The following is a 14,163-nucleotide window of genomic DNA, read 5'->3' on the forward strand; positions in this document are numbered from 1 at the left end:
ATCACGGAGCCCCTAATGAACTCAATTGGCAGACTGGTAATCCTAGTCAACAACTATGAAGAAGCTATTGCCTTTTATCGTGACAAATTGGGGTTTGAAGTATTTATTGACTCTCAAGCAGCACCACATCGATTTGTTCATATTCGACTTCCGGCACAAAAAGATATGGGTATATGGTTACTTCAGGCAACTTCTGAAAGCCAGCAAAAGAAAGTGGGAGCACAAACTGCAGGGCAGCCTTGTGCCGTTATTTATACAGATAATTTTGACAGAGAATATAAAAAACTTGCAAAAAATGGCGTTCACTTCAGCAAGCCACCCACTTCTGAAGGGGGTGCAGAGTTTGCCCACTTTGAAGATCTCTACGGCAACGAATTTATTTTAGTTGAACTACAAAAAGAAACCGTAGAGTAAATTTTAACCTGTCGCTTCTGATTCCCCCATAGAGTGCGGTGTAAGCAGCGACAGATCTTCACCTTCGCTAGTCTACCCCCTTAACCGCGATGAAATAACTTCCGACAAGTAATTTAAGAAAAGAAGTACGAAGCGGCTTTTCCTCTCCCAATCAATAAATCTTTTTCTTTTCTATATTTACATCTCGTTTTGTATCACATATAAATCGAGTAACATTCAGTTGACATGCACCTATATCCAATGTCCTTCGGTTAGTATAGTGCTGGCCATCGCACAAAATTTCACCACTGAGATACACCGTAGCTAGCTACTGGCTAGCGTACTTATATATGGAAATACTCACTTACTGAAACGATTTTCACACAGAAAAAACAAAGGCAGGAGCAAACCTTGGCAGAAGGTTATATCTCCAGAATAGAGCCAATTGGAATAACAATGAGAAGAAGCTTAATTATGCTGGTGCCCGGACTGACACGAGTCACCAGCACCGCCCAACTGTCAGAGTTCACCGAGGGAATGATCGCAGCCAGTGAGCGTATGCCTCTCACTCAGATTTCTGATCCTACCGTCCCTGCCGGCATCAACCGCCTGAGGGTCAACGATAAGCAGGAGCTTGATCTGGTTGAAGCTTACTGGAACGACTTGGTTCCTAGCATTACCCAGCAGAGCCTGAAAGTCCGCTTAGCCCGAGGCTTCTCCCTAATCTGGTTCTGGCTGGCCAACCTCCATATTTGGAAAGGGGTGCTTAAACGAAAGTACCTGACATTTGGTCTAACCCTTTCAGCATTAGCCTTTATTGTTTGGTACATTGGTACCATCATTTTGTTTGTCGAAGCTGTTGAGCCCACCAGTGACAGCCCGTTTTATCCCGCAGTACAACAGCTCAAGCAAGGTGTTGAGTATATAGGGGGCTGGCGGATCTGGCTGATTGCTACTGCCGTTGTTGCCGTTATGCCGGTTGCCTTACTAGTAGATATTTCTGACTTTTGTAAGCGCTATCTCACCAATGAGCCGGCGGCCAAGGGCAAGCCTGCAGTCCGCTTTGAGATTATCCGACGGGTCAGAGAACAGCTCGAAAACAGTATTAAACTTTACGACTACGATTCCGTAACTATTGTCGGACATAGTTTTGGCAGTGTTGTTACTGTAGACCTTTTTGCCGATCTTCCGCCAATCGGTAAACCAATCCGTATCCTAACAATGGGGTCCCTAATCGAAGTTCTGGGTAAGCAGGCTCCTTGGCTGCAGAATGAAGTAGAGCAACTGTCACAAAGAAAAGATCTAATCGAGTGGATTGATATCAAGTCTCACTCAGACTGGTTTGCCAGTGGTTCTGCGGTCCCAGCACGCCACCACTGTTATGAGCGAATTATCGGGTCTTACGGTACTTTTCCGGACAAATTGGCAGCTCGAGTTCACTCCCGATATTTCGATAATCAGGAGGCTGTTCGCTTACTGCTGACTTACTTTGAAAAGCAAAATGATCCCAGTATTTCGCCAACCTCGCACGAGATTTTGGAACCGGTATAAAGGGGTACCCAGACGACCAAATCAGAAATAAATGTATCTATACCTCAGCCCCCTTCCGGCGACTGGAGAGGGCCGAGCAGGACTATTAAAATGAAAATTAAAGAGGGAGCGATCATGATAAGGCAGCCAATAGCAATCTTTGCAGTTTTAGCCTTTCTTACCATTCTAGTTAGCGGATGCTCACAAATGGCGCCGCGCTATGATGCCGCGCTATACTCCGATTTAACCACTGTCAATGTAGAGATAATGGAATTTTTCTCTTCAGTTTCCAGTGGAACCAACAAAGATTCTTACTCAAAAAGAGATGAGAGATACCATGCATTGATCGGCAAAGTAGATGCGCTGGCAATGCAATCGAAAACCCGCCCTGCGCCTGAAAGTAAACTACTCAAAAAGATTAACAACTATTTGGAATCCTCTGGCAGGAATATTAGCTTTGAGCGGGAACCCCCCAGTGTTGCGTCATTGGAGAAAATTTCAGAGAGTTTGAACATGATGCGCACGGTAGATGAAGATAAGGGCCTAAACGCAACCGCTGTTTCTCTATTCAAAAATGAAATTGTTGTTTCCATGGACCAAGCACTCACTTATGAGTCTTTTCTGAATCGCTGAGGAAATTACTATGTCTATTGACGTTAACCAACTCGTTGCAGATATCAAAGGGGCAGCTTCTGCGGTAATTAACAGTGATATTTCTGAACTCAGGGGATTTTCCGAGCGCCAGTTATCCGCAATGGCTCAGCAAACAAAAATGATTGCTAAAGCAATTGCATCTGATGAAATATCTGGCGATCTGCAAGATTACTTTCTCGACTCCCTGGAGGATATGGCCAAGAACTTCGCCAACACTTTACGTGGACTCCTGTTAGTCACCATTGAGAAAGTCTGGAATGCAGTTTTGGGAGTTCTCTGGGGAACAATTGAAGCTTGCACCGGCATTTCCTTGAAAGCTGCTATCTGATTTCTATTTAAATTGGGCTGGGGTAACTCAGCCCTCCCCCCTACACTCAATCAAGATTACTCACCAGATCACCCCCACTACCAAGGACACTATTCAGTCAGTCTGAAACAGCTCATGTTTCTGGCTCTCAGGATTTATTGAGCATTCACCAACGGGTAAAAAGAGTTTAACCCCCCTGTAAAGAATTATTCATCAAGACGCGTCAATGTACGCGCGCAAATAACTCAAGCCGCTTACCAGGCTGGTTAACACTTGCTGAATCACTACAAACTGGGGTATCCCGATGAATACTAAAAAGACCTACCTGGCAGCCGCCATTTCGGTGGCCACAATAATGAGTGCCAGTCCCGTGACCGCTGAAGACCTCAGCAACGCACAAATTGAAGAAGTAATGGTTCTGGGCTCCGGTAGCACTTTTAACAGCAGCGAAGTATCTGAGGCAATGCGCAAGCAACAGTCCTCTATCACCAGCGTTAATGCATTGATCGATAACCTCCCCGGTGTCTCAGTCAATGAAGGAGATACTTACGGCTTTGACGACTGGTCAACCAATATCAGTATTCGCGGATTTACTAACAGCTTAGATGAACAGCAAATTGGCACCACCATCGATGGTATTCCCAATGGCGGTTCGAATTACGGTGGAGGCTCAAAAGCAAACCGCTTTGTTGATCCGGGTAATATCGGTTCAGTAGAAGTATCACAGGGTACTTCAGATATCGCTTCACGTTCCCACGAAGCCCTGGGAGGCACTATTGATTATCGCACTGATGATCCTTTGGACACACAGCGCAGTCGAATAGAGCTGTCCACAGGCGAATTTGATGCACAGAGAGTATATTTTCGCTATGACACTGGTATTTTTGCCGGGAATAGCAAAGCCTGGATCTCATACTCTAACCAGGAAGCGACCGACTGGATTACTGAAACTGCTGAGAATGAACGAGAGCACATCGCGGCAAAACTAGTGACCAGCTTGGAAGCTGGTACCATCAAGGCCTACATATCCTACGACGATATCCACGAAGATAATTATCAACGAGTCTATTCGGACGCCCAATTTGAAGAGTACCCTGAAAACGATTTCCTTACCGGCAACTGGTCCGGTATTCCTTATATCGATCAACTTTATCGCCGTGGCTGGTCTACCTTGCGCGAGAACCTGCTGGCCTACACCCAGTTCGATTTTGACCTGACAGACTCATTCAATCTACAGGCCGGACTCTACTACCACAGCAACGAAGGCCGTGGGGACTGGGTGCCCCCTTTCCTGGTTGACATTACAGATGACAGCGAACAGGGCGAGTCCGAGTTCCTCGGCGGCTCAACTGCCTATGGCGGTAGCCAGTCGGGCATCATTTATTTTGTTGATGCCAATGGCAATGCCCTTACTTACGATGAAACATGTACAGCGTCAGTCACCAATATCTATGGCGATTCAGGACCAGCCTACAATCCAGATTGCTATGCAGAGGGCGCCATACCCGCGATGTCTTATCGGCACACTCATTATGAGAAAGAGCGTGCCGGACTGACTCTAGACTTTACATACGCTACCACCATCGCCGGGTTGGACAATGAGCTACGAGGCGGCCTCTGGTATGAAGACTCCACCCGTGACGAACACCGCGATTGGCACAAAATCACTGATGCAACTCAGGGTGCCAGTTTCAATTCAACACCCTACTGGGTGCAATACGACCGCAGTTATCCCTCAACCAGCACAAAGTGGTATTTACAGAACTCCCTGACCATCGACACTCTCACTTTGACACTGGGCGCCAAGCAGTTCTTTGTCGATGTTGAAAGGGAAGATCTGTTTCAGGAGTCTTCCGATGCAAGTGTTGACTCTGATTCAGATATCCTGCTCTCCGCCGGTTTGATTTGGGAAACACCCCTGGAAGGTGCAGAGCTGTTCGCAGGCTACGCTGAAAACTTTAAGGCGATTGGAGACAGCGTATTAGAGCGGCCCGATTCAGATCTCGACAATATCGAACCGGAAACCTCAGAGACCACAGAGCTAGGGCTTCGCTATACCGCCGATAATTTCTCGGCAACTGCCACCTATTTTCAAAATGATTTTGAAAACCGGATCATTTTCCTGGATAACAATACTTCCGCAGGTAATAACTATTTGATAGGTACCAATGGGACCTATTTTAATGCCGGCGGAATCGAATCTGATGGTCTGGAACTTTTCCTGGACTACGATTTATCAGAAACTCTAAATCTCTATACATCCTATACCCTGCTGGACACTACCTATATTGGCTCAGGAAACTCAGCAGTAGATGAAACTCAAGGAATAACACCAGGGAATGACGTAGTCGGGATAGCTGATCAACTCTATGTGATTGGCCTGGATTGGAATTCTGAAATATTTTACGGTGGCATCTCCAGTAAGTTTACCGGAGATCGCTTTGTCGACTTAGACAATAGCTGGACAGCTGACTCCTATGTAGTTGTCGATGCCTACCTGGGCATGAATCTGGGAGAATTTAGCCCGGCACTACGGGGAGCCAACCTGAATTTAGTGATAAATAATTTACTGGATGAGGATTACTTAGGAACTGTCGTTTCTGACGGTGCCTGGATAGGTGCTCCACGGACAGCCTCACTCTCTGCAACTATTGATTTCTAAGATTTTTTTGGCAGCCACACAATCGGCTGGAAATGCTAGCCGATTGTGCGTATGTTTAGTCAAGCAGTAGATTCAAAAATAAAGTGCAATAAATAATAAATATAGTCGAAAAATAATTTTGATTATTTGCGACAAATATAAATAATCCAAAAATATGCAAAGAGCTCTTTCAATGAACAGATTGACTACAGCAATCCTGACCCTGTTTCTTTCTACTCAATCCCTTGCCGCAGACAACCTCGTATTAGTTACTATCGACGGTTTGCGCTGGCAGGAAGTGTTCTCCGGTTATGACCCTGAACTTCTCAACCACACAGAGTTCACTGAAAATAAACAAGACCTTATCAATCACTTTCACGGCGATTCACTCATCGAAAAACGTCAAAAATTATTGCCTTTTATCTGGCAAACAGTGGCTAAAGAAGGGGTTTTAATTGGCAATCGCGACAAGGGGTCTGAAGCACAAGTTACCAATAGCTGGTGGTTTTCCTATCCCGGTTACAATGAGATTTTAACCGGCTCCGCCGACCCCAAAATCAATAGTAACGACCCAACTCCCAATGCCAATACTACCTTTCTCGAGTGGCTAAACAGCAAATCTGAGTACAAAGGCCAAATCGCTGCATTCGGCAGCTGGGGGGTATTCTCCTCGATACTTAATCGTGATCGCAGTGGTATTTACATTAACGCGGGGCTGGAAGCTGCCGATTGGCCAAAATTGAGCCAAAGAGCAGGGTTTCTCAATGATTTGCAGGGGCAACTGCCGGTTTTCTGGGAAAACGTGCGGCCCGATGCATTTACCTATGGATTTGCAAAAGAGTACTTAATTAGCAAAAAGCCCAAGGTAATGTACATTGCCCTGGGTGAAACTGACGATTTTGCCCACGATGAGGAATATCATCAGTATCTCCACTCCGCACATCGGAGCGACATGATACTCGCCAAACTCTGGCAGACACTGCAATCTCTTGATCAATACCGAGACAATACCAACCTACTCATTACCGTTGACCACGGGCGTGGCAACACCGCTGAATCCTGGCCCCACCACGCCAGTGGCCCTGCACTGACCCAATACTTCGGTAAAGAAGACCACCCCCACAAAGCGGGTATACCCGGCTCCAATGAAATCTGGATTGCCGCACTGGGCCCAGACATTAAGGCCTTGGGAGAAGTATCCAGGGGAGAAGCCATTTTTCAGGATCAGATAGCCGCAACCGCACTACAACTGCTCGGCCATAAGTCAGAAGAGTTCTCGCAGGATAGTGGCAAAGCAATAGACAGTATTCTCAAATAAACCTTTGTTCAGCCAGGCCTGACAAGTTCGACTGAACAAATTTTCACCGCCTTGGGCCAGTAATATTCTGGAGCTTGATAACAACTTAAAGAACCCATCAATTAAGTGTTAACAGGCTCTAGCTGCCCCGCCCCGGTTTCCGCATAATGCAGGCCGCACTCGCAACTGAAAACAGATGGCCTGATGTATGTGGTTTAAAAACCTCCGTATTTATCGTTTGACGAAAGAATTTTCCCTGGATGCTGAAAAATTGAACGAATTGCTGGAGCCCCATGCATTTGTTCCCTGTGGCAGTCAGGACAGCACTCGCTATGGGTGGGTGCCTCCACTAGGGCGCCACGGCAGCCAGTTGGTGCACGCAACGAATGGCTACCTAATGGTCTGTGCTAAGAAGCAAGAAAAAGTGATTCCTGCTGCGGTAGTCAATGAGAAAGTTGAAGAGCTGGCACAAGCTATTTCTGAAAAAGAAGCCAGGCAGGTAGGTCGCAAGGAGCGGCAAAACCTTAAAGACGAGATTCTCCTTGAAATGCGCCCCAAGGCATTCGCTCGCTCCCGTCTGCAATATGCCTATATTGCACCTCAGGATGGTTGGGTAGTGGTTGACGCCTCTTCTGCCTCCGCCGCCGAGGAACTGCTGGAGAACCTCCGCGAGGCTATCAGTAGCCTTGCCGTGGTACCACTCTCCGCTAAGAACCTACCACAGCAAACGATGACCCACTGGCTCAGTGCCCCTGAAGCACCGCATCAGTTTGATTTTGGCCACGAATGCGAGTTGCGCGATCCCAAAGACAGCGGCAGTGTTATCCGCTGTAAAAACCAGGACCTCTGTGCAGAGGAAATTCACAATCACTTGGTGGCGGGACTACAAGTGCACAAGCTGGGGCTGACCTGGCGTGGGGGCGTTGAATTCCTGGTAGATGATCAGTTGTCCCTAAAGCGTATCAAGTTCAGTGACGAGCTTCTGGAGAAGGCCGATAGTGCCGATGCAGAAAGTGCAGCCCAGCGATTTGATGCAGATTTTGCGGTGATGACTCTGGAGATCTCAGCCCTGACCAAAGACTTGCTCTCCGCCTTCGGTGGCGTCAACACCGAGTCGGCTAGCGTTGAGGAACTGGTCGCCAAAGCCAGCCGCCAAGAAGCGGAGGCCCTGGCCAAAGAGGTAGAAGAGGTCGTTCTTTAGGGAACTCACATTGTGATGCGTACCTGAAAGGCACGTATCAACTGCCCCCTACCCCACCAATCAGATCTCAACCATTGGGCGGCCAGGTTCGGTCCACTGGACGTGATACTTGCGCTGCTCAGGCTGGTCCACACGCGCAAAGGTATGGGCTCCAAAGAAATCACGCTGTCCTTGTAGCAGGTTCGCCGGCAGCGACTCGGTGCGGAAGGCATCGTAGTAATTGAGCGCCGATGACAGGGCCGGCACCGGAATACCATTCAGAGTGGCGCTCGCCACCGCTTGGCGCCAGTTGGCCTGGTGATCGGCAATCTGCTGGGTGAAGAAATCATCCAGTAGCAAGTTGGAAAGCTTGGAATCTCGATCGTAAGCATCGCTGATAGATTGCAGGAACACTGCTCGAATGATGCAACCTGCACGCCAAATTCTGGCAATTTCAGAGAAGTTCAACTGCCATCCCTGCTCCCGCGCAGCCAGCTTCATCAAATCGAAGCCCTGAGCGTAAACACAGATCTTTGCGCAGTAGAGAGCGTCGTGCAGCTGTGCAATCACTTCTTCCCGTTGCTCTGGAGCCACTGGTGTCAACTCAGGCCCTTGCAGTTTCTTCGCTGCGCGGGTACGCAATACCTTCCGGGTAGATAATGAACGGGCGTAAACCGCTTCGGCAATACTCGGGGCCGGACAGCCCACTTCCAGGCTGCTCATGGCTGTCCAGAGACCAGTACCTTTTTGCCCTGCTCGGTCGAGGATAACGTCTACCAGCGGTTGTTCTGTCACGGAGTCCAAGGTAGAGAGCACTTCCGCACTGATATTGATCAGATAGCTGTTCAGCGGGCCTCGATTCCACTCGCGGAATACCTCTGCAATTTCCTCTGGGGCCATACCCAGCGCCGTGCGCATCACATGGTAGGCCTCACAGATCATCTGCATATCGGCATATTCAATACCGTTATGCACCATCTTCACATAGTGGCCTGAGCCTATCGGGCCGATATAAGCCGCACAGGGCTCACCTTCGCGAACCGGATTGCCAGGCTCAAAGCGTTCAATCGGCTGGCCGCTGGCTTTATCCACTTTGGCGGCAATAGCATGCCAAACTGGCTCAATACGACTCCAAGCATAACGGTCGCCGCTGGGCATCAGGGATGGCCCAAAACGAGCACCCACTTCGCCACCGGATACTGCGGTGGTGAAGAAGATCAATTTGCCTTCATACCGTTTAGCCCGCTCCACAGAGTCAGTCCACAGGCTATTACCAGTATCAACAACGATATCGTCAGCCTTTAAGCCCGCATCGAGCAACTTGCTGCATACATCATCAACGGGGTCTCCAGCCGGAACCGAGAGAATAATCAAGTGCGGGGCTTTAACCTTCGCCAACAGCTCTGTGTAAGAGTTGCAGGCTTCAACACGCGCAGGCTGGTCTCCACGCTCTTTCTTGTCCTGCTCCAGCAGCGCATTCAGCCGGTTGTGATCCAAATCAAAGGCACAGACCCTATAGCCATTGTCGGCCAGGTTCAGGATCAGGTTCTTACCCATCACACCGGCGCCGATAAAGCCAATATCGCACTGTGAATCAGACATCAAGTTCTCCATATAAAGACAGGGGGCTTTCAAGGGCGCGGAGTATAGCAATATGAATCTGGAGCAGGGAGAGCAAAAACCAAACAAAATTGCCCAGAGGGCAGCAAATACAGCCTACAAGGTGTAGAAGCCGATAGCAGGTGGTCCGCTATGGGCAAATACTCCCGACCTGGCGCATCTTATCTTTTGGTGCCAACCGGCAATTCAATTGCCCCGACACCAGAGCTCCATAAGTTATTTCAAGTCTATGACGCTTTATAAGAAAAGCTGATAACGAACTGTAAGAGCAAGGACATATCCGCCCAATACGCTAATTGGGGAAATCGCTTCCGATGAGGCTGAGTTTCCTAACGATAACGCAGCCGGTTTCCCCATGTACCGTAAGTGGCACTATCATTACTAGCCCATAATCCTCCATCACAACTACTTAATCTGCCTATAAATCCATTTTATCGATTAAATTGAATTTTTAACTAAATCAAGGCATGTGAATTTTAATAAAGTAAAACCCATATTCTTTGGAAATTTGACTGAAAGGGATGACCTTGGACACCCTACTTAACTGAGCTTACTAACAAATGAAAGCCAACAATAAAATAAACCATAAAATACAATCAATCCATTATTTGGCCTTCCAGGATTTATCGCCGATACCTCGATACTGGAATTTCAACATTCGCTTCACTATAGCAAAGCGCAAAATAAAAGCTCTTAACCTTACTGAAAGCAAGAAGTAAGTGATGAAAATAAATTGATTTTTTTCAGCAAGATGGAACATCACGATTTATCCTATAAGTGCATGAGCAATACCATATTCATTAAAAATAGACTTATTAAAATGACAGCCGGTGAATATGCTGGAGACCTCATAAGATCATTGAATCAGCCAAATGGAAAAACTACCTTCAACAGCGCCAAAACTCCCAGCGCAGGTTCAGACAGCTAGAGGGAAATTAATAGTGTAATTTCAACAAGCTCTCATTTCACCTATACAGCCTCTAAGTCTATCCCGCCTTAATTAATAGCCCTAGATGCTAACAACACTAGCATTACGGAAACAGTTAATTTATATATCTACCAACAATAATCAATGACTATTTTTGCAACCCAAAACTCATATGCAGTACGAAAACTGGCAGCGCCCCTAAAGCCAAGACCGCTAGACTTCAGAAGACATCTATAAAATGCAAAAATAGGTTGGCAAGAAATCCTCTCACCAACCTACATATTCATTCAATCAAATCTAAACAATGAATCACAGATTTCACCGGATTAATCAAAACCCTTTACTAACACTTAAGCCAACAATACGAGGCTCTAATGTAAACACATTAGTAGTAAGACCTGAATCATCACTATTAGTGAACATATCAGTGATAGGCGCATCATCAAAAATATTCTTCACGTAGAGCTGCATATATAGATCAGAGTCAGGATTGCTGAGGCTAACTGAAGCATTGAGATTACTCCAAGCCTTCAAACGATCATACTCAGTATTATATACACGAGCATAACTTTCCGACTGACGGTAGTAATCTGCTCGTAGAGTTAAATCCCAATTCTCAATAGGAATCGTATGTTCCACTCCGAAATTAACGGTGAAACGTGGTGCGTTGGGTAACTCATTTCCACTTAAATCAGCAGCAAAACCACGCCCCCCATTTGGTGCATCGGTTAGCGGGTTGTAGGGATCAACTCCATAATTGATATCATGGCGCAATGCATCCGAGACTTCGATTTCTGGAGAGAATGAACCATACTGGGCGGAACCCGCACAAAGCGACCAAATAGCGAAAATATTAGGCGCTGCCATAACCGTTTCAACTAAATCCACAGGTGCAATACAGTTAGACGGCACCTGGATGCTAGGACGAACCAGTACCCAATCTTCATTGCCCTGAGTACGATCCATCACGTCAACAGATTCCTCTCCGTCTGCAATTCGGGTTTTTAGGTACCCTAAATTCATATCTATTCGTGTTGCATCTGTAAGCTGCCAAGCCAGCTCAAGCTCAAGCCCCATAGTTTCCGCATCAAAATTCTCATTGAGAGAAATTCTGTCAACAATTTGAGAGACTTGATAGTCGGTATAATCGTAGTAAAAGGCGCTAGCATTGAGCGATAAGCTACCATCAAAAAGAATGTTCTTACTGCCAAACTCAATTGCGTTGACAAACTCCGGCTCAAAAGAATCTTCCAGGGGCTGAAACTGTACTATTGCTGGATCAACCTCGGCTCGGGGAGGGTTAGTACCACCACCTTTGTAGCCGTGGGCAAAGGACATATAGAGCATGGTTTCATCCGTAAAAGGCAGATCCGTTCTCCAGTCCAAAACTGCACGCCCGGTGTACTCCTTCCAGTTCTGGGTAACCGGATCACCTTCCGGATAGCCTCGATGGACAAGCCCCCCTGAGATTTCACCGGAGGAGACTTCCCCCGTTACCGGATCATAAAAAGTACCTAACAACAGCTGACTGGGTACCGGAGTAGAGCGCTTGCGATCATTTGTATAGCGAAGGCCGGTAGTTAGCTTTACATCATCATTAATTTGCCAATAAGTTTCACCAAATAATGCCCAAGAATTAACTTCCACCAAATTTCGACTCAAGAAATAGTTATGTCCTTCCTCATCAATGTTTTCTATAGGATTAGGGTCAACATAAATACAATCCGCACCGACATTTACCTCTGGATCAGTACAGTTTTGAAATACTAAATTGAAATATTCATCGCGGTCGGCATTATGTAGATATTGCGCCACCATGCTAAATATATTATTGAATACGAAATAGTCATCTTGGGTTTTAAAATCTAAGTAGTTTGTACCAACTGAGAAATTCCAAGGGCCATCAAAAGATGTTTGCAATCGGAATTCTTGGCTCCACTGCTTATTATCTGATCGACTAATATCAACCGCCAACAGTCCTTCAGAGGGTCCCAACTGTGGATCAGTAAAAACTCCCCCCGGTGTAGGTTCTAAATTACCCCCATCATTAAAGATGGGATCTGAAACATAACGATTATAATCTTGGGATGAATAGTAATCGTCCTTAGCATAAGTCGACTGAGAGTAAAATGTGAGAGAGTCTGTCAGGCCCCATTCGAAGTTCAGTTGCACTAAGTCATTCTCTGCGCGAAATACCGGATCATAACTGGTTTCAATTTTACGAAGATCACGCGACTGTGTTGAATTCGCATAAGGGTCAGTAAACCAGTCAATAACCTGGCCATAGCTCGTGACAATTAACCCGGTAGCCAAAACGCTCGCAAAACCCTGGGCATTGGGTGCGCTGTAAGCGTCATCACTATAAATCGAGCTAGGCAGACAACCCTGACTAAAAAACACTGGCGTAAAGCCTGTTAGTTCAGTATCACCAATATGTGTTCGGCCTGGATCTTTTGTACAAAGTTGCTTGCCCGTGCGCGAGCGCCGATCATCTTCTTCAAAGTGCTGCCATATTAAGTTGGCACTAAAGGATTCACTGGGCTCCCACTCAAAGATTGCACGAGTAGAATATAGATCGCGGTCATTAACATCGTTACCGGTATAAGTGTTGTAGTCAAAACCATCACGCTTAGTCATGGCTCCAGAGAGACGCAACGCCATGGTCTCCCCCAATGGGATATTAAACATTCCGCTGGCGCGTTTGGTGTTATAACTGCCCACCTCCGCCTTGATCTCAGAGGCAAACTCATCTCCAGGCATAATTGGCAGCATATTAACTACGCCAGCTGTCGCATTGCGGCCATAAAGTGTACCTTGGGGGCCACGCAAGACTTCAACCCGTTGCACATCAAAGAATTCTTGCTCAAATAATCGATTGCGAATTAAAGGAGCATTGTTAAAGCTCACAGCAACCGCCGGGTCTGAAGCAGCAGAAACAGCTTTAGTGCCTATACCGCGAATAGAGAAGTTATAGGTGCTGAAGTTGGATTTAGAAAAATTGGCATTTGGGACAGCTCGTAGTAACTCTTCCCCCCGCTCAATTTTAAGGTCATCCATACTGTCACCACTGAGTGCAGATACTGCAATGGGCACATCTTGAATACTCTCTTCAATCTTCTGCGCAGTAACTGTGATCTCCTCAATCACCTGTCTTGGGTGTTTACCTTCTTCACTCTCCTGGGCACTGGAAATGGTAGGAACAACTGCAAATGCCAAAGAGGCAACAATGGAGCTGTACCAGGGAGTAATTTGGCATGAATGTCCAGATTGATAAATCGCTTGTGCAATCAATGTTTTCTTTTTGACAGGTTTCATCATCACACTACGTCTCTCTTTATTGTCGGTATTATTGGGTTATTGACCTGATATAAACCTATTTCAGGTTCAACAACATTTAAGACGCGAGAGCTAAAAGAAAGGGGGGATAAAAAATAAACTTGATTTTTTGGGGGGCTAAAGCAGAATTATTAACTAAATATTTAGAAGCTGCAACAGTTAGAACTAAAAAGCCAAACCTCTGGCGTAGCGCTAGCAGAATCACTCACCAAAAAATTTCTAGTTGAGCTTGTTGTCCCGTTAGACATCTACTCGAAAAAAGGTCACAACCTACAGC

At 46.5% G+C, this 14,163-nt stretch carries 9 protein-coding genes; 7 read left to right on the forward strand and 2 right to left on the reverse strand.

Annotation, left to right across the window (positions count from 1 at the left end):
* The first annotated feature begins 15 nt into the window (after positions 1-15).
* From ACJJI8_RS22170 to rdgC, 7 genes are all read left to right on the forward strand, one after another.
* Positions 16-414, forward strand: a complete 399-nt coding sequence (locus ACJJI8_RS22170) for a VOC family protein (RefSeq protein ID WP_444897970.1) — start codon at positions 16-18, stop codon at positions 412-414.
* Between the two features lie 435 nt (positions 415-849).
* Positions 850-1,944, forward strand: a complete 1,095-nt coding sequence (locus ACJJI8_RS22175) for an alpha/beta hydrolase family protein (RefSeq protein ID WP_444917751.1) — start codon at positions 850-852, stop codon at positions 1,942-1,944.
* 90 nt (positions 1,945-2,034) lie between these two features.
* The gene (locus ACJJI8_RS22180) at positions 2,035-2,556 is read left to right on the forward strand and encodes a hypothetical protein (protein WP_444917752.1); all 522 of its coding nucleotides are present in this window, start codon (positions 2,035-2,037) and stop codon (positions 2,554-2,556) included.
* Between the two features lie 10 nt (positions 2,557-2,566).
* The gene (locus tag ACJJI8_RS22185; protein ID WP_413662708.1) at positions 2,567-2,905 is read left to right on the forward strand and encodes a hypothetical protein; all 339 of its coding nucleotides are present in this window, start codon (positions 2,567-2,569) and stop codon (positions 2,903-2,905) included.
* A 283-nt stretch (positions 2,906-3,188) separates the two neighbouring features.
* Positions 3,189-5,546 carry a TonB-dependent receptor domain-containing protein gene (locus tag ACJJI8_RS22190; RefSeq protein WP_444933766.1) on the forward strand — a complete coding sequence of 786 codons (2,358 nt, stop codon included), beginning with the start codon at positions 3,189-3,191 and terminating at the stop codon, positions 5,544-5,546.
* Positions 5,547-5,718: 172 nt separating this feature from the next.
* Entirely contained in the window at positions 5,719-6,843 is a 1,125-nt protein-coding gene (locus ACJJI8_RS22195) for an alkaline phosphatase family protein (RefSeq protein WP_444933767.1), read from the forward strand.
* Positions 6,844-7,030: 187 nt separating this feature from the next.
* Positions 7,031-8,023: a recombination-associated protein RdgC gene (gene rdgC / locus ACJJI8_RS22200; protein ID WP_444907720.1), complete on the forward strand. Its 993-nt coding sequence runs from the start codon at positions 7,031-7,033 to the stop codon at positions 8,021-8,023.
* Between the two features lie 60 nt (positions 8,024-8,083).
* On the opposite strand, the gene gnd is transcribed toward rdgC, so the two are convergent.
* Complete coding sequence (gnd, locus tag ACJJI8_RS22205) at positions 8,084-9,604, reverse strand: NADP-dependent phosphogluconate dehydrogenase (RefSeq protein WP_444933768.1); 1,521 nt, start codon at positions 9,602-9,604, stop codon at positions 8,084-8,086.
* 1,276 nt (positions 9,605-10,880) lie between these two features.
* Positions 10,881-13,868, reverse strand: coding sequence for a TonB-dependent receptor (locus tag ACJJI8_RS22210; protein ID WP_444933769.1), 2,988 nt, complete (start codon positions 13,866-13,868; stop codon positions 10,881-10,883).
* Positions 13,869-14,163 lie beyond the last annotated feature (295 nt).

It is taken from the genome of Microbulbifer maximicatervae (SeqCode), assembly GCF_052467695.1.